We start from the raw sequence: 25,030 nt of genomic DNA on the forward strand, positions 1-25,030 counted from the left end.
CCTTTTTTATATCAGTCGCTCGGGCGTCTATTTTTTTGTTTTAATTTATTACAGTAAATAATTCCATAGAAAGGTATTTGGAGCCTATTAATTAGAAGAGCTCTTTTTATTTTAACTTTTTTATTGTGATGAGGGACAAGCTAAATCTGTTGAATAAAAATCGTCCTAATATTTTGTGAATATTTTTATTGACACCCTGTATACAATCGTATACATTATAAATATAAACTTTGTGTATACGATTGTATACGAGAAAGGGGATTCTTCCATGAAAAATGAAGAATTTAAGGATAAAGACGTCCACCATAGAGGTAACCGACATAAACGAGACCATGATCATCACCATCGTGGTGCGAAAACGTTCCGAAGAGGAAGAGCGATTGCATTTTTAGAGATGATGAATCTTAAACGTTCCACCCTAAAGCAACAAATTAATGCTCCAGAATTTCAATCCATTGATCAAATTTTACTCGGTGAATTAAAGGCAATTGAAATGGTCATTAACGAATTTGTTCAATTATTTGAACTCCACGAATTTGAAGCAATTGAAAAAGATTTTAAAGAGACAGAAGAAGAGGAAACTTCTATTTTAGTTGCAAACGAGACTCTAGATGACACTCAGGTAAAAGATGACTAATCAATATTTCATTAAATTAAAAGGTTGGGGATGATTGTATGTTCGTTCAATTAAGAAAAATAACAGTGGCAGAGGGAAACGCAGAAAAAGTTATAAAACAATTTAGCGGAGAAGGCATGATTGAAAAACAAGAAGGCATTATTGATGTAACAGTTATGGAGAAAAAAGTTCGCAGGGGGGATGAAGAGGTAATCGTTATGATTCGATGGGAATCAGAGGAATACTGGAAGAAATGGGAAAAGAGTGAAGCACATATAGCCAACCATAAAGCAAACCTAGGTAAGCCAAAACCAGAATTTATTTTGAATACAGAAGTTGGGAAATATGAAGTAAAGACAGTAAAACAACCGGTTAATTAACATATAGGAGCCATAGGTATGAAATGTAGTATCCTTAAAAACTCATGCATGAAAAAAAGCAGAGCTAATTCATATATGAATACTCTGCTTTTAACTTCAAAAAACAAGGGCTTTTTTGCTGAGCGGGAACCCTCTTTCACAGGAATGGTTCATTATTCATATCAATAAATTTATGATTGCCTTTAGTGCCTCTTCATCATCGTCTCCTTTAGTAATGATGGTCACGTCAATTCCAGCTCTAACTATGGTTAGGACACCAATAATACTTTTGGCATCGATCGTGAAATTTGCCCCTCTGATTTTAATATCGCTTTCAAATTTATTGGCAGTTTTAATAAATTTAATTAATTCATCTACAGATAAGTTTTTTTTAACCTTAATTTCCTTCACTCTCATGTTCATTCTTCTCCTGTGAAATGCTATTTAGTTAATAATAATTTTCTGAAAAAATATTTTTGAAAATCCTCCCCTTTATTAGTAATGTTATTAATTTTCTACATATTAATTACTTTTTCCTGCAAATATTAATCATTTGAAAAAGCCCATACTAAAAGCAATAAGAAAGGAGGATTTTGATGGATCAAGTGAAACAAAGGACCTTCTCTGTTGAATATGAGTTAGGCGGGGTCACTTTTTACAAGAATGTAAATGCTGCAAGTATGGAAGATGCGAAGAACCAGGTACAGGCGCAACAAACAAACGCTAGCATCCGTGCGGTATCGATTATTGAAGAAAACGAAAATTATGCAGGGTAGATAAAAGTAGGGAAGAAGCACTTAGCTCTAAAAAACTCTACGTAGGAGACTTTAAAAAAACATTTACCACCGAAAACGTTTCGAAAAAAATAAAAAGCCTGATTATACCTACTAATATTTGTAAACGGGTATTAATCAGGCCATTTATCATAAGTACTACTCGATTTTTATACCTACATCAAACACATATGGCTGCTTCGGCGGAGTGATTTTTGAGAGCTGGTCAATTTTTAAAACAGGAATATCCTCTCCATTAAATTGGGTTTGCTCAATCTTTCCTGTAACTTGTACCCATTTATCCTTCGGCAAGACCGCTACATCTCCTTTAACCATCATCCCATATACGGAAGCGTCTGCTACACAACATGTGATTCCAAAACGAGCCACAATTATTTGGTTTTGCATAAATTCTTTTTCCCGATACACAAAACCTTTCGTGGTTACGGTTTTTCCAATCATATTCTTTAGATTATCCTGAATGATGTTCATTATATTAACATATTGCACATCGTCAATATTAATCATTTTAGCCTTCAATAATTTATCCTTTAATGCATTATATTCTGATTGGGTTAGAGGCTCAGGTTGATTATCAAATACACTTGTCGTGTTTGATGAGGAATTAGTTTTACTCAAATCAGATGATGAGTTTGATTTGGGTTTGCTTTTTACAGTATTTACTTGATTTGCTGCTTGAGAACTTGCTCCTAGTTTAATCGTTCTGTTCATGGCAACGGAGCTGTCGAGAACATTGTTCGAGAAGAGAAATCCTGTTGTGATAGGTATGATAAACAATAAATAAAGAAACAGATTCTTACTAAATGAGGTAGGATAGGAGTGGTCCCCGTCACAATCACAATGATTAGAATGATCTTTACCTGAAGTTCCTCTTATTATTAAAAGAACACCTAGAATTAAACAAACAAAGAGAGTAAAGTAAATAAAATGGATCATTTTTGGTGCGATCAAGAGGGAGATATTATTTGTTAGAAGTAATTTAAATAAAAGCAACATAAATCCAATTAGAATGATTCCTCGAAGAAGATGATGAAAGGAAAAATCATGATCTTTATGCGGCTTCATCATTGGACACCTCTCTTATATAAAAAATAGTTGAAAGAGATAGACGGAAAAATAGACGACAAGTGGAGTAACCATAAGCAGGAACAGAACAAAATTTTTCTTAAAATAACCGAATAACATTAAAGTATTTTTTATATCGATCATTGGACCAAAGACTAGAAAAGCAAGGATAGAACCTTCTGTAAAAGTAGAACCGAATGATGAAGCTACAAAGGCATCCGCTGAAGAACAGACGGAAAGGACGTAAGCCAGACCCATCATAACCCCGGGTGCAAAGGTGGTGCTTGTCCCTATGGATAAGAGAACATTACGGTCTAAAAAAGCCTGAAATAGACTTGCAAGGAACGCTCCTAAGAATAAATATTTTCCAGTATCAAATAATTCATCACTTGCATGATAGAGAGTTTCTAATAGTTTATTTCCTCTTTGATGGTGGTGATGGTGATGATCGTCCTTCTTTGTTTTTAAAATATTTTCCCCTTTAAAGCGTCTGTAAATGATTAATCCAATGATAATCGAACTAATAAATCCAACAAACATCCTGGCATTGGCTATATAGGGTGTACTTTTAAATGCAAAATAAGTAGAGGCATAAACGACAGGGTTTAAAATCGGAGCACTTAGCATAAACACAACTCCAACATGCGAAGGCATGCCTTTTTTTATTAACCTTCGAACAACTGGAACGATGGCGCACTCACAGATAGGAAAAATAATTCCAAGTAAAGCAGCGGGTATAAGTGCTAAATAGGCATTACGAGGTAGAACCCTTCGGATTACATTTTCGGATACAAAAGATTGAATAATGGCTGATACAAAGACACCCAGTAAAATAAAAGGAATGGCTTCTAAGATAATACTGAGAAAAATAGTATTTACATTAAAAAAAATACCGGGGATTCTACTAAAAAAAGAGATGATTTTTATTTCTTCTGCAAAAAGAAAAAGAAAAAGAAATAAACAAAATAATAGAAATACGAGACTATCTTTCACCATTCTATTTATAAATGTCACAATAAATTGCCCTCCTACTCTCTCATTTCTATTCTTATTGATATGCTAGACTCCTGATTTAATTTCATTAATTAATTTTAATTTGACATAAATAATTAATCGTTATATGATGTAATTCGTAATAATTACGATTAGCTAACAACTAATATTCTTCAATAATACAAAATAATTATTCACTTTAAATCGTAATAATTCCTAATTAATCATAACTTTGGAGGTATATGAATCGTGAAAAAACTTTTAAGCCCATTAATTATTTTTCTTTTAATGGTAAGTGGATGCTCTAACGCCGCTTCAACAAAAAGTGAAAAAACGAGTGAAGGTTCCAAAAAAATGCAAATTGTCACTACTTTTTATCCGATGTACTATTTTGCTCAAAAAGTGGCGGGCAGTTCCGCAAACGTTGAACTCTTAATTCCAAATGGTGTAGAACCACACGATTGGGAGCCAACAGCAAATGATATGGCTAAAATTCAAGATTCAGATTTATTTATCTACAATAGCCGTTACTTTGAAACGTGGACTGAAAAAGTATTTAAGAGTATTAATGATCCAAATTTAAAGGTAATTGAGGCTTCGAATGGAATAGAATTGATGGATGCACTAGATTCAGAGGAAGAAGATAATCATGAACATACATCGTCTAAAGACCCTCATGTTTGGCTTTCTCCTGTGTTAGCTCAGAAAGAGGTTGACAATATCGCTAAGGCTTTAGAACAGGCAGATCCAAAAAATAAAGACAAATTTCAAAAAAATGCAGCCGCTTTAAATTCGGAGCTCACCGATTTAGATTCCTTATATAAAGAGACGATTGATAAAGCCAAGAAAAAAGAATTTGTAACACAACATGCAGCCTTTGGCTACTTGGCAAAACAATATGGGTTAACACAAATTCCGATTGCTGGCTTATCACCTGATGTTGAACCAACCTTAGGAAAATTAGCCGAATTAACAGATTTAACAAAGAAGAAAAATGTAAAGATTATCTATTTCGAAGAGCTAACCTCTTCAAAAGTGGCGGATACTTTAGCAAAAGAAATCGGTGCTAAAACGGAAGTATTAAATCCATTAGAAGGATTAACGAAAAAAGAGCAAGAAAAAGGATTAGATTATATTGATGTGATGAAAAATAATCTGGAGTCATTAAAACTTTCTTTGCAAGATTAGTAGTCAATTTGGGCTGTTTAAAAGTGTCGTGATTCATAGACCTTTTGAATAGCCTATTTTTAATTCCTCAGTTAGTATATTTAATAAATATCAAGTATTACTATTTTCTTATTTGAACAGTATAATCAGGATTGGGAGATGAGATAATGAATAAAACCGACATCGCAAATATTCGAAAACAATTTAAATTAGACAATTATCTTTTAAAAATCCGAGAAATCTTTAATGTTTATGTAAAAAAGGAATCAGGTGAGATCTATCATCAAATAAGCCAGCCGTTTCAAATGTTAGAACAGGAAGCACAAGAATTGTTTTTAACAAACTTTAAAAAGGTTCTAACAGGGCAGCTTGATGCCAAACTGTTTGAGCTGAAGTTCCAACGTGATGTGGAAGAAAGCACACAAATGATTCTGTTTGACGGAGTACAAACCGACTCACCTGAACAATGGCAAGAAAACATGCTGAAAATCGTGGATAAAATGTTTACTCATGCTGTGTATGAATTTGATACAGTGGTAACGTTTATCCGTGGAGAATACCAAAAGCCGTCTAGGAAAAGGAATGCGGAATCCGAAGAAGGCGGAGATGATGAGGTTTATTCCAGCGAGTTTATCCTATGCAGTCTCAATAAAACGGATCAGCCCAAGAAAGCCTTGCTGTTTGATTATATTGAGAAAGAATTCAAATCCAATCACGCAGTTGATCCGATTATTAATTTGACTTCTCCGTTAACAGGCTTTCTGTTTCCAGCCTTTAATGAAAATTCGGCTGATGTAAACCATATTCTCTACCACGGTGGTAATCAACCAAGTGCATCCTTTATTGAAGAGGTGCTCAACTGTGAAGAAATTATTACAGCTGAGGAAGATAAAGACAGCTTCGAACAAATCTTAAAAATCGTCATGGGAGATGAAGTAGATTCCAAGGTGATTTCGAATGTCTATGAGGAAATCGATAAAATCGTTCAGGAGAATGCAGAGAGTGAAGAAGTTGAAGCTCCTATGTTGGATTCCCGTGACATTGAACGGATCTTAGAGGTCAGTGGTGTTGAAGATGTGGATACTGCCAAAGTAGAACATGCCTTTAAAAGTGTTGTTGATGATGAAAATTATGAAATCAAAGCCACCAATGTTCTTCCCAAATCCATTAAGATCAATACAAAGGTCGCGGATCTATCCATCGACCCGACAGAACTTAAAAATATACAATATATTACTTACAACGGGAAACGGTGCCTATTAATAGAGATTGATGAAGATGTGGTTGTCGAAGGATTTAAACTGGAAACAAGAACGCTTTAATCATTCAATGGGACAGGTTCCTTGAATGAAATCATAATGAATTGGTTGGTTTCTCTACGATAATAGGGGCCAACTTTTTTGTTTTAAGATTGAAAAGAAAAATTGGATTAGTAGAAAAAGCCAAACAGGTGTGCAAGAGCGTTTTAAAAAAAATTACCATTTCTTATCTGAAGTCTATAAAAGTGTTTCTCTATCTAAATTTAGGTTAAACTATTTTGAGGGGAGCGATGTATATGGGGATGGAAATAAGGGAAACACTTGCAAAAAAAATCCTTACAGAAGCAAAGGGTTACTTAGATGTTGGATTTACGCATTCTTTAAATCCTTATAGTGGCTGCGCATTCTCGTGCAGGTACTGTTATGTTAGAGAAATGCCGATCCAAAAATTCAAAGATATTCCTTGGGGCGAATGGCTGGACATAAAAACAAACGCGGCAGAAAATTACCGAAATGAAATCATAAAACTTCGTAAGAGAAAAACTCCCGTGAACATTTTTATGTCCTCAGCCACAGACCCTTACCAACCGATAGAACGTAAAGCCGCCATTACTCGGGGGGTATTAGAAGCAATGGTGGAGAATCCTCCTGATTTTCTGCAAATCCAAACACGAAGCCCCCTCATCAAAAGAGATATAGATTTGTTAGTAAAATTAAAAGAAAAATGTGAAATCCTTGTCTCGATGACTATTGAAACAGATAGAGATGATATAAGGCAGATTTTCGCTCCAGTTGCACCTGGAATACAATTGCGGTTAAACGCCTTAAAAGAGGTTCATGATGCAGGAATAACCACTCAAGCTTCAATCTCACCTGTTTTGCCATTTACTCCTGACTTTCCGAAAGCATTGGCTGGAATCGTTGATCATATTTGGATTGATACTCTAAGTATTGGGGATGGAGCAATGGGGAAACGTTCAGAAAGATTAGGAATGCCACTTTTATTTGAAGAACATCAATTAACGGATTGGTATCAGAAAGACATACATGTAAGGGTGGAAAAATATTTTAATAAGTATTTTAATAGTGAAAAAATACGAGTTTCTAAGCAAGAAGCCTTCCCAATAAAAAAGAATAAGAATTGATGTTATTTTGGTTAAACATATAACTTACTATATTTAAAATTAATGGTGTAAATGATTTAAGAGCATCTTTAATTCATTAGATAAAAGTAATCTTGCTGTTAATTATTCTTAAGTGCCTTTTCTGTATAAAAACAGAGAGGCTTTTTGTTTTGTTAATAATTGTGATTTTAATGATGTTTTTCACATAAATTTCACATTTATAACTTGTTAATATTAAAAAACTATTCTATTGTATAATTGTGGAGTTATGAAAACGAAAGGAGGTTTAAAATGCTGCCAGTTGAGAGACAAAAACAAATATTGACCTGGTTGTCTGAAGTAGGAACCCTTTCCATAGCAGAAATTAGTAAACGTTTTAATGTCTCTGAGATGACTGTATATAGGGATATAAAGCCCCTATTAGAGGAAAATAAGATCAATAAAACGTCAGGTGGAATATCCTTAATATCCAATTCAACAGTTTCGTTCCATTCTTGTACCTATTGTTTAAAGGAATTGAATAATCGGCATCCCATGCAAATCATCACGATTCATCAAACAGTCGAACAATTTTGCTGTCCGCACTGTGGTTTACTAAGATATAAAGATATTGAAAAAAATGTATCTCAAATTATTTGCCGTGACTTTCTGCAGCATACTACGATCAGTGCCAAATTGGCCTATTTCGTATTTGGTGCAGATTTTAATTTAAATTGCTGTCAACCTCAGGTGTTAACATTTGATTCGTTAAAATATGCAGAGCAATTTCAAAAAGGATTTGGTGGAACGATCCTTCGATTTGATCAAGCAGTGGAAGAGGTTTCAAAAAGAATGAACGGTGATATAGGCTGTGGGTGTCATAAATAGAAAGGAGGAGCTGGGTTGAAACTGATAAAAAGCGGCGTCCTGCTTATTGCAGTCTTGTATCTTTTTCTATTTTTATGTCCTTCATTCACTTCTGCGCATGCTTACATACTTAAATCAACCCCTTATGAAAATGAGATTGTAAATCAAGCACCACAAAAGGTAACGATTGAATTTGATGAAACTATCCAGGCGTCGTTCAATTCTTTAGAGGTGTTTGATTCAGCGGGGAATCGGGTTGATCAGAAAAACGGTCGTATAAATCCTAAAAATCCTTCCATTATTGAAACAGGTTTAGCTGAAAATCTGCCTAACGACACATACAGCATAAAATGGAGGGTTGTATCTAGTGATGGACATCCTGTTGAGGGAGTGATTCCATTCCAAGTAGGAAATGGCGATTCGACTCAAGACAGTACAAGCATACATAATGAATCAAAAGGATATATGCCTCAATTAGACTTGATAATGATACGTTGGCTTCAATATTTAAGTAATGCGTGTTTTGTAGCAATGCTCTTATTCTATCTTTTTGTCTTGCCAAAGGAATTACGGGAAAATGCTAGGGTTAGCAGTACTTTTAGTAAATTATTAAAACTTTCTTTGATTACTTTATCCATTAGCATTCTTTTGAGTTTGCCGTTACAGGCAACCATAGAATCAGGATTATCATGGAGTGAAGTTCTAAGGGTTAAAGTGCTAGGTGATATGTTAGTAACAACACTCTTTGGGAAAACATGGATCATACAAATCACTAGTTTGTTTTTCCTATTCATCTCTACCTATTTGCTAATAATAAAAAGATTCCATTCATTATGGGTATGGATTTCGTTCATTCTCGGAATAGGGTTGCTCTTGTCCAGGTCATTTACAAGTCATGCAGCCTCTTCCATCAACGTTTTTCTTGCAATTTCAGTAGATTTTATCCATTTACTTTCTGCCTCCATCTGGATTGGATGCATAATGGTTCTGGTTGCATTGATCCCTCTTAGTAGAAAAATCGATACAAAGGGACTCTATTTGAATTCAATTCGAAAATTTTCCAAGTGGGGAATCCTGTTAGTAATCGTGTTAAGTTTTACAGGCATTTATGGTAGTCTTTCATACATTCCTAATCTTCGAACACTTCTAACGACTAATTACGGTAGAGTATTGTCCGCAAAAATAGTCCTGCTTGTTATCATGATTATTTTTGCAACATTTAACTTTGTAAAAGGGAAGCGAAATAAGGAAAAAGGACTGCCAGCCACTTTATGGGGAGAATTAATGGCTGGTGCGGTTGTTTTAGTTCTATCTGTATTATTAACTAATTTACCAACTGCCATGTCTTCTCCAGGTTCATTTAAGGAAAGCAAAACGGTAAAACAGGAGAGTAAAATCACCTTTGAAGCATCCCCTAATGTCATTGGAGAAAATACCTTTGTCTTATCATTAAAAGACAAACATGGTCAGCCAATTAAGGATGTTGAACAAGCAACCCTTACATTTAACTCTCTAGAGATGGATATGGGGGAAGCCACGAAAACATTAGTGAAAGTCAAGGAAGGCACTTATCAAGGAAAGGGCATGAATTTCAATATGGCAGGCCGATGGAATGTTCATGTCCATGTCCTAACCAAGGATTTAGAATCGATTGATACAGACTTCAAAGTGTTTGTTGGCAGTCAATAAATACTATATAGAGGAGATATGAAATTGAAAAAAACGATAAAAAAAATTACTAAAGTGGTTTTACCAACCGTGTTAGGTTTATTATTATTCTCAAGTGTGGCAAGTGCCCATGTGACCGTTATGCCAAAAACGTCAACCACTGGGGCATGGGAAACGTATACGGTGAAGGTTCCCGTTGAAAAAGAAGTACCCACCACGAAATTCACGCTAAAAGCACCTGCAGGGGTGGAGATCATGTCATATCAACCCGTCCCTGGCTGGAGGTATACTGCTGATAAAGACACCAGTGGCAAGGTAAAATCATTTACCTTTGAAGCAACTGGAGAAGGAATTTTACCAGGTCAATTCCAGCAATTTACCTTTGTGGCGAAGAACCCTGATAAGGCTGCCGATATCGCTTGGGATGCTTACCAATATTATAAAGATGGAAGTATCGTGGAATGGACAGGTGACGAATCAGCCAAAACTCCACATTCTATAACATCTATTGTAGCTGGTGCTTCAACAGATGATCATCATGATCAAGCTGCAACAGAAGATACTAAAACTGACGAAACAAAAGCTGCCGATACTGAACAATCTAATTCTCTCCCGCTTATCTTATCGATTGTTTCTGTTGTTCTTTCACTAGCAGCTCTAATCTTTGCCATTCGAAAAAAATAACTAAAAACCCGAAAAACCTGTTCATCTGTTGAACAGGTTTTTTCATGAGATAAGAAAGTATAAAAGTTTTTTACTTCGAGAATTGTCCAGCTNNGCCGGCTCGTCTTGTGCTTGTCGCCGATAGGCGGGCGCCTTCCGCTTTTCTTATTTAGTTTATGCTAATAACGAACGGAACCGTCAGAATATGTCCATTGACGTTAAACTGGCCCCAGACTTTGTAAACTCCCTTGGTTGGGAAGTAGGTCATGAATACCACTTTTGGACCTTTTGCTTTCGGGTATAATGGGTGAATATGCATGAACTGTTTTACGTCCTTATCAATTGCAACCGAATGTCCTACCGTACCTAAGTAGGGTTTTAAATTTTTTATCGGCTTATTTGATGCAGCATTATATAAGGTGAAATTCATATCGAGATTTTTTTTTGCAGTAGGTTTCTCATCAAAAGAAAGTGTTACCTTCGTTTCATCAATGATTTTGGTAAGCGTTGGGTCAGGTTCTATCGGAACTGAAGCAGGGGGAGTGCCTTGTACCGTTATCCAGTGATCTTCAATACTGTAATCACTAGCCCCCACAGGTGTCATTTCAGCAATGAGCTTATAATCTCCACTGGCAGGAAACTTTGTTGTAATTTCGAATAGTCCATTACCTTTAAAAGTGGGGTGAATATGGGCAAAGTAAGATAGATCCTTACTAACCACCACTAAATGCATTTTTTTCGTGCTGACTGTTTCAAATTCATTAATCGGCTTATTATGTTTGTCCTTAATAAGGATCGAGATTGTTACTGGCTGGTTAGCTGTTATACTATCTGGTGCAGACCATTCTGAGAGTGTTTCATTACCGCTAACTGGCTTCATATTCATCATATGCTTACTATCCGTATTCATTGGGACTCTGGCTGCACCACAGGCAGATATAAATAAACAACTAATGAATAAGGGTACTAAAAAAATTTTTTTCAAAAGAAATACCCCTCTCAAATATTTTGCAAAACATAGGGTTTAGAAAAAAATTCAGTTTACTTATATCATAGCATAGTAAATGTGGGACTACTAAATGTAGGATTTGTTGGGGAAGAAAAACTGAACTCAGGGAGAATTTAAGTGACCTTACTTAGATCCTTTGTTTATAATAGGTGAAATGTTTTATAATGGAAATAGTTTGGATATCAATTCCTGTTCGTTTATACAATTTAATAATATTGAGATTAGTACAATAGCTAGGGGGAGCATATGGATGATTTAGTGATTTGGGGAATTTTAGGAGCAGGTGCTTTATTAATGAGCACCATAAGTGCAATTAGTCAGTTAAGAAGTGAGCTTGCCCGTGTAAACAACACATTAAATAAAATTGCTAAACAAGTTGGAGTTCCCGATGAAGTTACAGCGGATATACAAACTGAATTAATGAGCCTTATTGCAGACGGTAAAAAGATTAAAGCCATTAAAAGATATCGAATGGTCACAGGACATGGTTTAAAGGAATCCAAAGAATATGTGGATTCCTTAACTAGCGAAAGAATAAAATAGGTGTAACGATCGGATGATTTTAACATCTTTAATTTTTAGACGGAGCTACTTTTTTATGCAAATCATAAGGAAGGTAGGGAACTTTTTTAGGATTAAAATTAATAACATCTGAAGAATAGACTTCTACCATTAAGTTGTTTCCTATTGTTTTTGCTTGAATCAGAATGGGTTGATTGTATTTATTTGTAAAAACAAAATCTGGTCCATCCCAACTAACGGTAGCATCTCGTCCAGGTGGGATATAAGAAACTTGTCTGCTGTGTGAAAAACGTTTGATAATGTTTAACCCTGCATTATCCACAGCGTTAAAAAGGGTAGATGATACTTGACAAATTCCTCCACCGATATCTTCTGAATATTCTCCTCTTTTGATGACAGTGGCGGGCAAATATCCTTTTTCTGTGGTTCTTTTTCCCACCACTTTATTAAAAGAAAAGGTTTCTCCTGGAAAAACCACAAAATTATTAATAGCATTAGTAGCAAGATAAATATTATTCGTTCTTTCTTTATTATAGGTGTTGAAGGATGTTACATATTTTCCGATTTTTGCATTTCGAATATTTTCAAGTAATTCACTATCAACTTTAGGATAAATGGTTTGTAAGGGGAGCTCTAATTTAGATGTACCCTTGTTAAAATAATGCGAATAAACTCTTTCTGTGAAAATTTGGCGATGTAAACGGTATCCTACTTGTTCTGGTAAGATATTTCCTCTTTTATCAATCATCGCATTTTTAGGATCTTTAGCTACTTGTTTGTCAATATTGTCCATACATTTATTTAATTGTTCTGTATTAATCACGGGTAATTCAGGTATGTTCGTCGAAAAATCTGTACAATAATTGACTGATAAAGGCAGCCCATTGTTAGTGATTGCTAAATGGTCTGGCATATTCACAGGATGAGATAAAACAAATAGCCCAAGTAACCAAGTAAAATTCATATATAGACAACCTCCCATTTGTTAATATGGGCAGAAATATTCCTTTCATGTAGTGGCTTGATGATTAATTAATGGTAATATTCTAAGTTAAAATGGAAGGAGTTGGAGAAATCGTTATGCATAAATGGAAGCATTTAATTGCAGGGATGATCGTTTTATTATGTGCTTGTAATCATCAAAATGAGCCCAAGAATCAAACTCTTCCGGACAATACCCTTCACAAGGAGGTTAGTAAGGCAACACTCCCAAAGGTTGACCATATATTGATTGTTGTGGAAGAAAATCACTCTAAAAGTCAGATTGCAGGTAATTCATCCGCACCCTATATGAATTCATTAATGAAGCAGGGAGCAAATTTTACCAATTACCATGCCATCCAACATCCGAGCCAGCCCAATTACTTGGCTTTGTTTTCAGGATCGAATCAAGGGGTAATGAATGATAAAATGCCTCGTTCAAAATTCTCTACTGACAACCTTGCAAGTGAATTAATTAAAAAGAAATACACTTTTAAGGGATACTCGGAGGGGCTGCCTTCAGTCGGCTATGATCGGGAGTCGGCTGGAAACGGATATGCTCGAAAGCACAATCCTTGGACTAACTTCTCAAATATTCCTACAGAGGCTAATCAATCAATGAAAGATTTCCCGAAAGATTTTTCTCAATTACCTACGGTCTCGTTTGTCATTCCAACCCTTGATAATGACATGCATGACGGTACTATCAAGGAAGCTGATCAATGGTTAAAAGAACACATCGATCCGTATGTCCAATGGGCAAAAACCCATAATAGCCTTTTGGTTGTTACTTGGGATGAAGATGAAGGATCAGACAAAAATATCATACCGACCTTCTTTGTGGGACCGATGGTAAAAAAAGGTTTATATGACTCAGATGTTAATCACTATAACTTATTAAGAACTATAGAAGATATATACAGGCTGTCCCATGCAGGCAATGCTAAAACTAGTGAACCTATCAAAGAAATATGGAAGTGAAAAAAGCATTAACAATAAGGGCCATCTACTTGGATGGCCCTTAAACTATTGATCCTCGTGAAAAGGTAAAACAATTGTTAGTTCAATCATTTGATTTTTATAATCGACATGTATTGTTCCACGATGCAGTTCAATAATACTTTTGGTTATAGCTAATCCTAATCCAGCTCCAGACTTATTTGAAGAACGTGAGGTATCTACCCGATAAAAACGATCAAATAATCTTGTAACCTCTTCTTTGGTTAAGGTTTCACACGGATTTGAAACAGAAATTTGAACTGACTGCTTGTTTTTTATCATCTTTACATAAATGTTTCCAGGAGGAGTACTATATTTAATTGCGTTCGTTAACACATTTTCTAACGCCCGGACCATTTGATTTGGATCAATTTTCATCATTATTTGTTCTTTTGGGAGATCGTTACTAAATTTAACATTGTTATCATTAGCGATAGGGTCAAGTTCGTCCATTAGCTGCCTGATCATTTGATTTAGACTAACTTTTTCTTTTTTTAGCTGTACACCCTCATAATTTAACCGGGTAAAATCAAAAAGATCCTCAATTAATTTTTTTAATTGTTCAGATTTTCCGTAAGCGATATCCACGTATTCATCTAATTGTGTTTGGCTCTTGTATTGATGGTCTTTCACAAGTCTCAAATAACCCATAATCGACGTTAACGGCGTACGTAAATCATGGGAAACATTGGTGATAAGCTCATCCTTTAATTTTTCCGTTTGTCTTTGCCTTTCGATCATTTCGTTTAATTCGAAAGCCATATAATTGATATTGGTTGCAAGAGACCCCAACTCATCTTTACTTTTCTCCCGAATTCTATAGTTTAAATTTCCTTTCGCTATTTCCATTAAACCTAATGCAATCTCCTCAATTTCTTTCATTTTCCTTTTGGTGATCAGATAAAAACAAATAATAAACGTAACTAGCCCTAGAAGATAGGGAGTAACACCGGTTTCTTTTATATAAACAGTCGTGGATTTAGGGACACCACTTACAATGATATAGTTCTTTTCACCATCTAGTGTTATCGAATAAAGCTTAGTAATAGTGGGGTGTTCATCATGATCTTTTCCAACCAAAGTCTTTTGGGCATTTGTCATTACATTTTCAAGGTTGATTTGTGTATCACTTATTCCTTTGGCCCTGTATAGGACCTTTCCGTCTGAATTGGTAATGAGTGTATTGAGATTGAATTGTATTTTAGGTTTATTGATTAAATATTGAATAAATTCTGTTTTTGTTAATTGATAGACGGACTTCCTATCGTACGGGACCGTTACCCATTCCTCGGTTCCTTTTGCATAGGTAGGAGAACGTTTAAGAAACTTCTTTTTGAAAGCTGGATCCTCATTTCCTAAATCTAATACGAGTCCGTTTATATCTTGATTCATTTGATTAAATTGTTTGACCAAATCTCGTGCACTTTCATCAATCGTTACGACCCCTTCTGTAAAATCAAGTCTACGATCTTCATTAACAAAGAAGGGGCTTGCTGCTAAACCGACAAGCGTGGAAACAAGAATACAAAAAGCAAACGCTAATATCACCTGAATTCGTATGCTTGTCTTTACTAACAGAGCTAGTTTATTCAAATAGTTGTCACTCGAAGGAAGGAGGGACAACTGTTTCTTATTGTTCAATTTTATAGCCGACCCCCCAAACTGTTTTAATATACCGAGGTGTACGCGGGTTATTCTCAAGTTTCTCACGCAAATTTCGAATGTGAACCATGACGGTATTTTCGGATTCATAAAAGGGTTCATTCCATACCCGTTCATAAATTTTTTCTGTACTAAATACGACACCGGGGTTGCGAGCCAAAAGTTCTAAAATGGCAAATTCTCTTGGTGTAAGTTTTATTTCTCTTCCTTCTACCGACACTTCGTGAGTAGAAACGTTAATCATTAACTCATCTATGGAAAAGACATCCATTTGTGGGACTGTATTTGGTTGGGGCTTTCCATCCATTTGATTAAAACGGAGGTAACGACGGAGCTGTGACTTAATTCTTGCCACTAATTCCAAAGGTTGAAACGGTTTTGTAACATAATCATCCGCTCCTGTTGTTAAACCCATAATCTTATCCATATCCTGTGATTTGGCTGATAACATAATAATAGGAACATTTCTGCTTTCTCTGATTTTTAAACATGCTTGAATTCCATCTAAACGAGGCATCATGATGTCTAATACCACCAAATGAACAGTGTTTTCTTCCAGGATTGTTAGCCCCTCAATTCCGTCTGCTGCTTTCATTACGTTATATCCCTCATTATTAAGATAAATCCCGATTAAATCACGTATTTCTTTTTCATCATCAATAATTAGAATGGTTTCTTGTGACATATAAACCTCTCCTTTCTAATGGCTAAAGTTTACTCTATTCCTCTTAAGAAAAAACAATAGAATTTCTGAAGTTTTTCTTAAGATTTACTTTTACTTTTAAGAAAATCTTCAGAAGGAATGGCAGGTTTCCTTAAGAAGTTTTTTGTAACATACAAACAGACGAGGAGGAGTTCGGAAATGAATGGAAAATGGAAAATAGTTGGCATGCTTTGTTTTTTGCTGAGTATACCAGCGATGATGCTGGTTTATCCATATTTAAATACACCCTCTCGCGGTGTTCATACGCTTGTTACGAGTTTAGATAAAGCTATTCCAGTTGTGAAATTGTTTGTGGTTCCATACGTTGCATGGGTTGGTTATTTAACAATAACCTTAACATATTTTTGTTTCAAAGATTCTACACTTGCATTCAAAACGATTCTTGTTTTTGACCTAGGATTACTAGTTTGTTTTATCATTTATTATTTTTATCAAACGGTAGGTCCCGTACGCCCTGAGATAACAGGTGAGGATTTCCTTTCAAGAATTTTGCAGTATGTTTACCAGATTGATCAACCTTACAATTGCTTTCCAAGTATTCACGTTATGAGCAGTTACTTAATGATCCGAGCGATACGTAACAGTTCGCTCTCAAACAGATGGATCAAATGGAGCATCGTATGTTTCTCAACTTCTATTATTCTTGCCACATTGTTTATTAAACAACATGTGATTATGGATGTAGTAGCCGCAATTGTTTTGGTTGAATGGTTATTTAAAATAGTAGAACTTGTGCATAGTTGGATAGTAATGCCGAAACGGACCGTAAAACCTGTTGCCAAAAAATCTTTTTCAGTATAGCCATTTTTGCGAGTTAACCACAGGGTAATGTGGGGCAGTCGATACTCATAGATAAAATCACACAATTTAAAGGAGTGGAGAACAATGAAAGCAGAAAATAAAGAAAAAGTTTTAATTCTTACCGGTAATTATGGTGATGGTCATATTCAAGTAGCCCAAGCTTTACAAGACGCAATACAGATTAGATATCCGGCATTAGAGCCTGTAATTTATGATTTTATGGAATGGGTCCATCCTTATTCCAATCAGTTTAGCCGTTTCATTTATCTGCAGGGCGTGAAAAAATTCCCTCAGGTGTACGGCTTTATCTATCAAAAAACACGAAGAGTAAACAAACTATCCAATGTGATGAAGACCATTTTATCTACAGGCGTCGGCCGCATGCTTAAGTTAATTGAAGAAGTACAGCCAACGGTCGTAGTCAGCACGTTTCCCTTGGCTGCAGCGGTCATGTCAAAGTTAAAATCTTTAGGGTTAACTGACATTCCTTCTGTTACAACCATTACAGATCATACTGATCATAGCTGCTGGATATATCCTTTCACTGATCAATATATCGTAGGGTCAAATATTGTCCGTGATTCACTAATTAAATTAGGGGTTGAAGAGAATAGGATTGCACATACAGGGATCCCGATTCGACAGCAATTTTCTCAATTCTTTCAACGAGAGGAAATTATTGAGAAATACGATTTAGATCCACATATTCCTACCATTTTAGTGATGGGAGGCGGTTGCGGCATGATTGGGGATGGGAATTCCACCATTCAGGAGATTGATGCATTACCAAACCCAATTCAATTAATTATTGTTTGTGGACATAATGATAAACTTCGTATGCAATTACAGGAAAAGCTAAAGGATTCTAAACATCGCATTCATCTCACTGGTTATATTAATTATGTTCATGAAATAATGGCCATTTCCGATCTTATGATCACTAAGCCAGGAGGAGTGACTACTTTTGAAGCAATCGCAATGGAATTGCCGATGCTTCTTTATAAACCGATTCCTGGACAAGAACAGGATAACGCAAAATTTTTAGTTCATTCAGGGGTGGCGCTTCAGGCTGCAACTGATCGAGATTTGATCGATCATTTATCGAAAATATTAAACAATAAAAATCTACTTCAACAGATGAGAGACAATTCAAAACAGTTTCATCCTAAAGAATCAGCTTTTGCCTCAGCAGAAGTAATAATGAAAACCAAAGAAGCCAACAACAGTTTGGCTGAACTAGTGTGTACGTTTGGTTACTAAGTTAAGAAGAAGGTGAAATATGGAAAATATCATATTAGCATCAAACAAATGTAAAAAGTTGATGGGAGCTCGTTTTTTTTCGATGGGAAGTTTGATTATTTTCTTACTTTTCACAGGATTATATATATATTTTCTTCATTCAGGAGCAGCAAAAATATGGCTTGAATCCGTTCGTAATCTTGGATTATTTGGGATAATCATTGGTATTTTGATTCAAACGGTGGTAAATGTCATACCTGCTCCCGGCGAATTCGTCTCACTATTTCTTATTGAAATATATGGTCCAGTTGCAGGTGGGATCTATTCTTGGATTGGCGGGATCTTAGGGGCACTACTTGCCTATCATCTAGCCAATTGGATTGCTCGACCTATAATAGAACCGTTGGCAAAACCATATATGGAAAAAGTACAAGTTTGGCTGCAAAAACAAGGGGATATAGGACTTTTGCTTATTCGCTTTGTACCATTGGTTCCTTATCATTTTATCAACTATGCGGCAGGTATATTGCGAGTAAATAAAAGAGCCTTTTCATGGTCGACTGCTTTAGGGATATTGCCTTATACGATATCTGTAAGCTGTCTATTTGCAGGGGTACGTCATGGGAAATTGATTCCTTTTATGCTTGGCGGCGGTCTGTTTATTCTGTCTTCTGTCATAAGTATTGTCATGAAAAAAAAATGGAATAAGTCCATATAAAATATTTATGAATATGAACCCATACTAGACAAAAACGAAGAGGAGAGGACAGGAAATGTTAAATATTATTTTACTTGTGTTGTTCTTCCTTGCACTTTATTGGATAGTTCCATTTCTGCTTACCGCTGGTGCAGGTATCGGGGTTTTAAAGAGGAAAGATACTTCTGAAAAAGTTGCTTTTACTTTTGATGATGGTCCAAATCCCATTTATACACCGCAGCTATTGGATTTGTTAAAAAAAAATAAAATAAAAGCGACATTTTTTGTCGTTGGTTCTAAAGCTGAAAAATACCCAGAGTTAATAGATAGAATGCATGCCGAGGGACACTTAATTGGCATGCATAATTATGTGCACAAATCTAACTGGGTGATGTGGCCTCGGACGGTTCGCCAGCATTTAACGAAGACTGCTTCCATTATTGAGAAAATTACTGGAGAGCGGCCTATTTACTATCGTCCGCCATGGGGATTATTAACTTTATTTGATTTTCTACTAATAAAAAAGTATAAGATGATCCATTGGTCGGTAATGGCAGAAGATTGGCGCAGTAGAGGCGGCAGTGAAAAAGTTGAAAAAAGATTGTTACGGGATATTAAAAAGGGGGATGTTGTCCTTCTTCATGATTGCGGAGAAACAGTCGGGGCTGATGTAGATGCACCGAACAATACCATTACTGCATTAAAGGAAGTATTTAAAGAATTATCAAGTCGTAGGATATCTTGTGTAAGAATAGATGAGTTGTAGAAGGAAAAGGACATAAGGTAGGTTTAACCATCTTTTGTCTCATTTCATTAATAGTGATAAGCTAATAAAAGCTGATATCATAAAGTATAGAGGTTCATTGTGTTATCACATTTCAATTTTTCATCGATTATATACAAAAAAGAGGATTATTACTTATGAAATTAAAATCACATCTTGCCATTGCATTTGTCATTAGTGCAGTCTGTATGATCGGATTTAGTTTAATGTCCTTATTCATCAGCGATCATAAGATCGTTCACTTTGACACCAAGGTAATCCGAGCTATTCAAGGAATGGAGTCACCACCCCTGACAAATGTAATGAAAGTTTTCACCTTTATTGGTTCTGCACCCTTTGTGATTGTCTTGAGTATCGCTATATTGTTTTTTCTTTATAAGGTATTACACCACCGGATGGAATTAATTTTATTTATCGTTTCTATATTTGGGTCTGCAGCTCTAAATGGACTTTTAAAACATTTTTTTCATCGGATTAGGCCCAACTTACATCGCTTAATTGATATTGGAGGATACAGCTTTCCCAGTGGACATGCTATGAATGCCTTCAGCGTTTATGTGATCATAACGTTTTTATTATGGCGTCATATTCCAAGAAAATCGGGAAGGATCTTTCTTATACTATTTAGTTCTTTCATGGTCCTTGCCATTGGGGTCAGTCGAATTTATTTAGGTGTGCATTATCCTAGTGATATTGTTGGGGGGTATTTCGCAAGTGGTTTCTGGATGGCTACAGCTATTTGGGTTTTCCAATTCTATCAAGAAAGACATAATAAGTCCCATAAAAAAGCTCTTATCTCTGATTGACATAAAAATTGGTTTAATATCATTCTACCTTGGAAATAGGATATAAGCCTATGTTTCTTCCCATGTTTTATGTATCACTTCTATAAAATGAAAGGTTACTAGTAAAAATTACAAGTAACCTTAAGCAATTTTTATTAAGTTTTTTTATACGAATTAAATTTAAAAGGAATACTTTCAAATTCTCTCAGCCTTACACAGTAAATCAGACAATGTATTAGTTGCCATTGGAGAAGCAGAATTATTTATTGATGTATCCGGTATGACAAAAATGGGACCTGCGTTATGATGATTCTTTCAAGGAGTATGAAGAATGAAGCTGGAATCTTGTGATATTATTTCTTTTCAACTTTTACTAATCCTTTACCCAAATTATTCTTATTAAAATAACATATAACCTCATCATCAATATGTATCTTAGCATCTGAAGTGACTTTGTTTGCAGAAAAAATGATTTCCGTTCCGTTATCATTTTTACCATAGTAATGGTTATCCTTAAACTTCGTTATTTTGTATTCTATGGTAGTGTACTTGTTGGTGCCATCGCTTTTTATGCTTGTGTTGTTAACCGGAGCCGAAGCTTGATATTTAACTAATACTAATAAAATTGCTAAAAGTATGACAAGGATGATGACTTTTTTTAGCATGTTACTCAACCTCCTTCTTAGTATTTTAAAAGTTAAAGGAGGAAAGTAAATCCTTCTTTCATCCTTAAGTCATTATTCCTATAAGCTATATATGAAAAATACGGTTTTGAAAGTTGGTCAGTCTTGATGAAAAGATGGGTCTATCCATTAAATCATTTTCTTAGAATGAACATTAATGATCAAATAAAAAAACTGGCTCAAAAGGTGTCGATTCCCCGTTTTTTGAGTCAGTTTCCTTTTGTTATTTAATATTTATTTAAGTTAATTCAGAATACGTTTTTCACCTTGAATTTCCTGAATCGTGCTAATATTTTGCGTGAATTCAAGCGTTCCTACATATTCACCTGCTTCATCCCTGACAGCAAAGTAACGGATGTACACGTATTTATCTTTAAATTTAATATAAAAATCTTCACCATCTTTGATACCTGCTTTAAATTCTTGTAATAATTGTTCAACTACATGAACACTCTTTGGTGGATGACAGTTTTGAACCGTTCTGCCAATAACCGCTTTGGTACGAGCAAAGATTCTTTCTTTACCGTGCGAGAAATAGCGAACAACATCATCTTGGTCGATAAAGGTAATATCAACAGGCAAGTGATTTAGCATAAGTTCAAGCTGTTTAAGCGATAGAATACCTGTTTCCAACCGAATATATCCTTCGGTTAGCGCATTCTCTTCAATCTGTTTTCGTTCAGGCTTCCATACACCTGCCGGTTCGGTTAAGCAGAAACCAATTTCATCACTCTCATGAGCAATTTTCACCCATTCGTCTTCCGTTAAGGTTTGCAATGCCATTGGAAATAAGATGTTTTCCTCTTTAAAGATCATTTCACTGACTTCTCGGATGACAAAATATAAGGCATCGATTACGGATTGTTTATCTCCGTTATAGTTGGTTATTTTCTCTTTTGCCTCTTTTATGGCGGCTCGGATTCCGTCATCCACTCCCCACATCACTTGAGTAGGGCCCATGATTCCGTACTTTTCTAGGTAAGGGAAGAGTAGATTCTCTTTCCTGCTGTAATGTTTGTCGATGTCTAGTAATAGATTTAAATCTTCTAGTAACTTAAACTTGTTTTCCTCAGTGTCTGCTTTTTCGAAACGCTCGAAATGGAGCAGCAGTTTAAAGTTTACCAACCTATCAATCTCTTTATTTTCTAATTTAAAGGTATGGATGGGGTGTCCAGGATGCTCTTCGGGCTTATCGGAACGGTGTATTTCCTCGATAGAACCTTTAAAAATCGCCGTATGAACTGAGCATAGACGCTGCACTTCTGCGACCGGAATTCCTTCTTCCTCCATCAGTGCTTGTTCTAATTTAGAAATCTCTGCCACAGAAATGTTACCTGCAGCTTCTTCAAAACGAGCCTTTACTTCCCCAACACTTTTGCCGTTGTGCAGGTCTTTAATAATCTCTTTTAAAACCGCTTGCCGCTCAGATTGGGTAATAGTTTCTTTTTCACGGTTATTGATGATTTCACTCATGATTCATTCTCCTCTATTGGTTGATTGTAAATCCATTCTTTTCAAAGGTCTCAATCACTTTTTCTAATGGTATTCCTTTCATACGGCATCCATTTGGCAATGTCATAACACGTCCGGCCGATTTTAGCATATTAGGATTTGTTATATTCTCAAAACCAAGTTCCTTCATAATCAGGATGATTTCGGGGTACTCGGTACATAATTGATAAACGGGTAGTTGAATATTCAATACTTTTGACATTGTTTTCACTCCTTGAAAGAGGGTGATAACTCTTCTCAATAGGAATATAACACAGGTATACATATAAAATTGTGATTGGAATCACAAACAAAATAATAAATGAGCGCAGTTGTTAAAATTATGTGAATTTCATCAGCAACCTGATGCATATAGAGGGAGAGTAAGACAAGAATATTCCCCTGAAAATCTTCTACACGTGTTGATGTTCCAAATTGTATTTTTTATCAAATTCTAATGCATGATAAGTACTTAATTCGAATGTGACATGCGTTTATTTCATACAAATAAATAAATCTTGAAAATTCCCCCAGCATTTACAAAATTGTTGTTCCACGAACAATTTCAAATTTTTATGAGAATGAGAAGGGTGCAAGTATAAAATTGGAGGGGGCTTAGTATGAAATTCACGATACAGTATATTCCTCTTAGTAAAATCAAACCTGATGTATCGATGAAAATCACAGAACACATTAAAAAACTTCAGAGGTTAATGTGGGATTGTATGTTTGTGTTGGTTGTCAGAAAAAATAAGAAGGATGGCAGTTACATTATTGTTAGCGGTCAAGATCGATTTGAGTCCATAAAAAAACACACCAAAAACATTTACGCACCTTGTATAGTTGATAAAAGTAATTCCCCTCGAATGGTATCTTGGCTTCATCGTATACGAAACAAACAACCCCTAGATGATTTTCCGTTATTACCCCCTAGCTGGTCCATTGTTCGATCCTTTTTGAAACAAGAGCCCCGTTTTAAAAATCTATCTCGTTCCGAACAAATTAGAGTCTTACTTATTGCGGCACGTTACAAGAAAACTGTGACCTATGCTATGAAAACAACTGTGGATGATATTTTAAGAAGTTACAAATAATAATATCTTGTGATAAGAATAATCAAAAATCGCCTAATCCATTAGGGAACAGAGGATCCCATTTTAGCACGAAAGGACGTAGTTGTTACATTAGTTCCTTTTAGTTTGAATGATTAATATAGAATGTCCGTTAAAGTCCAATGATGATTTCATTGGATTTTTCTTTTGTCTGTCTATTAAAATGACAAAATGGAAAAGGAGAAATCACATAACAATTAGGCATTTAAATTGGTGCTGATTTTTAGAATTTGATGTTTTTTATTCACATATTTACATAAGGGAGATTTTCATTATTAGCATTATCTTTTACTCTTAATTGGATAATTTTACCTGAAATGGGGATTACTAATTTATAGAGGATGCTTAATCTATTTTTAATAAAAGGAGAAAAAATGGCTGAAATAATAGGGGTAAGTACATGGATTTTAGCGGCAATACGATGGGGGGATTGGAAAAATTGGCCAAAATACTATTCAACAATCCTTTATTTTCTTCTCGGTGACGCACTGTATTATTATGTCAGTTATACCCATCGACTGTGGTCTCTGGAGCCGACGTGGCCACTTAAAAACGAAGTGATTTGTATAGCAGGGGAGTTTATTGTATTTGCCTGTACAATTTTAATCTTTATGGGCAAGTATCCTTCCCATCTTTTTATATCTATTCGGTGGACAGCGATTTGGGTAATGATCTATACAGCAAATGAGGCCATTCTTTTATGGACCGGGACTTTTTCTTATCATCATGGTTGGACCATTTTTCATTCGTTTTTGTTTAATATTCTTTTGTTTATACTGCTGCGGCTGCATTATAAGAAACCATTATGGACGATGTTATTTTCGATACCCATCACAACAATCCTCATTTTGATTAATGAGATTCCATTAAAATAGTAATGGGTGATATAAACCCAAAAAACTATTCTGCACTAACTTATCCACTTCTTTTCGTCATTCATATCGTTCATTTGTCTTTCTTCCGGCAATTAAAAAAGAAAGAAGACTA

Annotated in this window: 28 protein-coding genes; 18 read left to right on the forward strand and 10 right to left on the reverse strand. The window is 35.3% G+C overall.

What is annotated here, in order from left to right:
- The first annotated feature begins 268 nt into the window (after positions 1 to 268).
- Entirely contained in the window at positions 269 to 637 is a 369-nt protein-coding gene (locus tag COD92_RS03465) for a hypothetical protein (protein ID WP_098527128.1), read from the forward strand.
- A 38-nt stretch (positions 638 to 675) separates the two neighbouring features.
- A complete protein-coding gene (locus tag COD92_RS03470; RefSeq protein ID WP_098527129.1) occupies positions 676 to 996 on the forward strand; it encodes an antibiotic biosynthesis monooxygenase in 321 nt (106 codons plus the stop codon).
- Positions 997 to 1,152: 156 nt separating this feature from the next.
- On the opposite strand, the gene COD92_RS03475 is transcribed toward COD92_RS03470, so the two are convergent.
- Entirely contained in the window at positions 1,153 to 1,392 is a 240-nt protein-coding gene (locus COD92_RS03475) for an HPr family phosphocarrier protein (protein WP_176541012.1), read from the reverse strand.
- A gap of 179 nt (positions 1,393 to 1,571) precedes the next feature.
- On the opposite strand from COD92_RS03475, the gene COD92_RS03480 reads away from it, so the two are divergent.
- Entirely contained in the window at positions 1,572 to 1,751 is a 180-nt protein-coding gene (locus tag COD92_RS03480) for a hypothetical protein (RefSeq protein ID WP_098527131.1), read from the forward strand.
- Between the two features lie 156 nt (positions 1,752 to 1,907).
- Here COD92_RS03480 and COD92_RS03485 read toward each other — a convergent pair whose 3' ends face one another.
- The gene (locus COD92_RS03485; RefSeq protein WP_098527176.1) at positions 1,908 to 2,834 is read right to left on the reverse strand and encodes a TIGR03943 family putative permease subunit; all 927 of its coding nucleotides are present in this window, start codon (positions 2,832 to 2,834) and stop codon (positions 1,908 to 1,910) included.
- A 15-nt stretch (positions 2,835 to 2,849) separates the two neighbouring features.
- Positions 2,850 to 3,830: a permease gene (locus COD92_RS03490; RefSeq protein WP_480254360.1), complete on the reverse strand. Its 981-nt coding sequence runs from the start codon at positions 3,828 to 3,830 to the stop codon at positions 2,850 to 2,852.
- A gap of 285 nt (positions 3,831 to 4,115) precedes the next feature.
- Between COD92_RS03490 and COD92_RS03495 the strand changes: the two genes are divergently transcribed.
- The 6 genes from COD92_RS03495 (at position 4,116) to COD92_RS03520 (ending at position 10,575) form a co-directional block, all read left to right on the forward strand.
- On the forward strand, positions 4,116 to 5,015 hold the full coding sequence (locus COD92_RS03495) for a metal ABC transporter substrate-binding protein (RefSeq protein WP_176541017.1): 900 nt from the start codon (positions 4,116 to 4,118) through the stop codon (positions 5,013 to 5,015).
- Positions 5,016 to 5,161: 146 nt separating this feature from the next.
- Entirely contained in the window at positions 5,162 to 6,316 is a 1,155-nt protein-coding gene (locus COD92_RS03500) for a DUF4317 domain-containing protein (RefSeq protein ID WP_098527134.1), read from the forward strand.
- 233 nt (positions 6,317 to 6,549) lie between these two features.
- Complete coding sequence (locus tag COD92_RS03505) at positions 6,550 to 7,398, forward strand: SPL family radical SAM protein (protein ID WP_176541013.1); 849 nt, start codon at positions 6,550 to 6,552, stop codon at positions 7,396 to 7,398.
- Positions 7,399 to 7,668: 270 nt separating this feature from the next.
- Positions 7,669 to 8,244 carry a DeoR family transcriptional regulator gene (locus COD92_RS03510; RefSeq protein ID WP_098527135.1) on the forward strand — a complete coding sequence of 192 codons (576 nt, stop codon included), beginning with the start codon at positions 7,669 to 7,671 and terminating at the stop codon, positions 8,242 to 8,244.
- Between the two features lie 15 nt (positions 8,245 to 8,259).
- Positions 8,260 to 9,912, forward strand: coding sequence for a copper resistance CopC/CopD family protein (locus tag COD92_RS03515; RefSeq protein WP_255286481.1), 1,653 nt, complete (start codon positions 8,260 to 8,262; stop codon positions 9,910 to 9,912).
- Between the two features lie 18 nt (positions 9,913 to 9,930).
- Complete coding sequence (locus COD92_RS03520) at positions 9,931 to 10,575, forward strand: YcnI family copper-binding membrane protein (RefSeq protein ID WP_098527136.1); 645 nt, start codon at positions 9,931 to 9,933, stop codon at positions 10,573 to 10,575.
- 148 nt (positions 10,576 to 10,723) lie between these two features.
- Here COD92_RS03520 and COD92_RS03525 read toward each other — a convergent pair whose 3' ends face one another.
- On the reverse strand, positions 10,724 to 11,539 hold the full coding sequence (locus COD92_RS03525) for a hypothetical protein (RefSeq protein WP_098527137.1): 816 nt from the start codon (positions 11,537 to 11,539) through the stop codon (positions 10,724 to 10,726).
- A gap of 270 nt (positions 11,540 to 11,809) precedes the next feature.
- On the opposite strand from COD92_RS03525, the gene COD92_RS03530 reads away from it, so the two are divergent.
- Positions 11,810 to 12,106, forward strand: coding sequence for a ribosomal protein L7/L12 (locus COD92_RS03530; RefSeq protein ID WP_098527138.1), 297 nt, complete (start codon positions 11,810 to 11,812; stop codon positions 12,104 to 12,106).
- A gap of 28 nt (positions 12,107 to 12,134) precedes the next feature.
- Here COD92_RS03530 and COD92_RS03535 read toward each other — a convergent pair whose 3' ends face one another.
- Positions 12,135 to 13,049: a VanW family protein gene (locus tag COD92_RS03535; RefSeq protein ID WP_098527139.1), complete on the reverse strand. Its 915-nt coding sequence runs from the start codon at positions 13,047 to 13,049 to the stop codon at positions 12,135 to 12,137.
- A gap of 116 nt (positions 13,050 to 13,165) precedes the next feature.
- Here COD92_RS03535 and COD92_RS03540 point away from each other — a divergent pair, with 116 nt between their 5' ends.
- A complete protein-coding gene (locus COD92_RS03540; protein ID WP_255286482.1) occupies positions 13,166 to 14,047 on the forward strand; it encodes an alkaline phosphatase family protein in 882 nt (293 codons plus the stop codon).
- 45 nt (positions 14,048 to 14,092) lie between these two features.
- On the opposite strand, the gene COD92_RS03545 is transcribed toward COD92_RS03540, so the two are convergent.
- A complete protein-coding gene (locus tag COD92_RS03545) occupies positions 14,093 to 15,706 on the reverse strand; it encodes a HAMP domain-containing sensor histidine kinase (protein ID WP_098527141.1) in 1,614 nt (537 codons plus the stop codon).
- Positions 15,696 to 16,412 carry a response regulator transcription factor gene (locus COD92_RS03550; protein ID WP_098527142.1) on the reverse strand — a complete coding sequence of 239 codons (717 nt, stop codon included), beginning with the start codon at positions 16,410 to 16,412 and terminating at the stop codon, positions 15,696 to 15,698. Before COD92_RS03550 ends, COD92_RS03545 begins: the two co-directional genes overlap by 11 nt.
- A gap of 177 nt (positions 16,413 to 16,589) precedes the next feature.
- Between COD92_RS03550 and COD92_RS03555 the strand changes: the two genes are divergently transcribed.
- The 5 genes from COD92_RS03555 to COD92_RS03575 all read left to right on the forward strand — a co-directional run bounded on the left by COD92_RS03555 (position 16,590) and on the right by COD92_RS03575 (position 20,778).
- On the forward strand, positions 16,590 to 17,252 hold the full coding sequence (locus COD92_RS03555) for a phosphatase PAP2 family protein (protein WP_176541014.1): 663 nt from the start codon (positions 16,590 to 16,592) through the stop codon (positions 17,250 to 17,252).
- An 84-nt stretch (positions 17,253 to 17,336) separates the two neighbouring features.
- A complete protein-coding gene (locus tag COD92_RS03560; protein ID WP_098527144.1) occupies positions 17,337 to 18,512 on the forward strand; it encodes an MGDG synthase family glycosyltransferase in 1,176 nt (391 codons plus the stop codon).
- Between the two features lie 19 nt (positions 18,513 to 18,531).
- A complete protein-coding gene (locus COD92_RS03565) occupies positions 18,532 to 19,209 on the forward strand; it encodes a TVP38/TMEM64 family protein (RefSeq protein ID WP_098527145.1) in 678 nt (225 codons plus the stop codon).
- 55 nt (positions 19,210 to 19,264) lie between these two features.
- Positions 19,265 to 19,954, forward strand: a complete 690-nt coding sequence (locus COD92_RS03570) for a polysaccharide deacetylase family protein (protein ID WP_098527146.1) — start codon at positions 19,265 to 19,267, stop codon at positions 19,952 to 19,954.
- Positions 19,955 to 20,109: 155 nt separating this feature from the next.
- Positions 20,110 to 20,778: a phosphatase PAP2 family protein gene (locus COD92_RS03575; protein ID WP_098527147.1), complete on the forward strand. Its 669-nt coding sequence runs from the start codon at positions 20,110 to 20,112 to the stop codon at positions 20,776 to 20,778.
- Positions 20,779 to 21,110: 332 nt separating this feature from the next.
- Here the strand turns inward: COD92_RS03575 and COD92_RS03580 are convergent, their stop codons facing one another.
- From COD92_RS03580 to COD92_RS03590, 3 genes are all read right to left on the reverse strand, one after another.
- Positions 21,111 to 21,422: a hypothetical protein gene (locus COD92_RS03580; RefSeq protein ID WP_098527148.1), complete on the reverse strand. Its 312-nt coding sequence runs from the start codon at positions 21,420 to 21,422 to the stop codon at positions 21,111 to 21,113.
- A gap of 261 nt (positions 21,423 to 21,683) precedes the next feature.
- Positions 21,684 to 22,913, reverse strand: coding sequence for a DUF438 domain-containing protein (locus COD92_RS03585; RefSeq protein ID WP_098527149.1), 1,230 nt, complete (start codon positions 22,911 to 22,913; stop codon positions 21,684 to 21,686).
- A 13-nt stretch (positions 22,914 to 22,926) separates the two neighbouring features.
- Positions 22,927 to 23,154 carry a DUF1858 domain-containing protein gene (locus COD92_RS03590; protein ID WP_098527150.1) on the reverse strand — a complete coding sequence of 76 codons (228 nt, stop codon included), beginning with the start codon at positions 23,152 to 23,154 and terminating at the stop codon, positions 22,927 to 22,929.
- A gap of 397 nt (positions 23,155 to 23,551) precedes the next feature.
- Between COD92_RS03590 and COD92_RS03595 the strand changes: the two genes are divergently transcribed.
- Together COD92_RS03595 and COD92_RS03600 are read left to right on the forward strand one after the other, a co-directional pair.
- Positions 23,552 to 24,025: a hypothetical protein gene (locus tag COD92_RS03595; RefSeq protein ID WP_098527151.1), complete on the forward strand. Its 474-nt coding sequence runs from the start codon at positions 23,552 to 23,554 to the stop codon at positions 24,023 to 24,025.
- A 392-nt stretch (positions 24,026 to 24,417) separates the two neighbouring features.
- Positions 24,418 to 24,918, forward strand: coding sequence for a CBO0543 family protein (locus tag COD92_RS03600; protein WP_098527152.1), 501 nt, complete (start codon positions 24,418 to 24,420; stop codon positions 24,916 to 24,918).
- Positions 24,919 to 25,030: the final 112 nt, after the last annotated feature.

Source organism: Bacillus sp. AFS037270, from assembly GCF_002585305.1.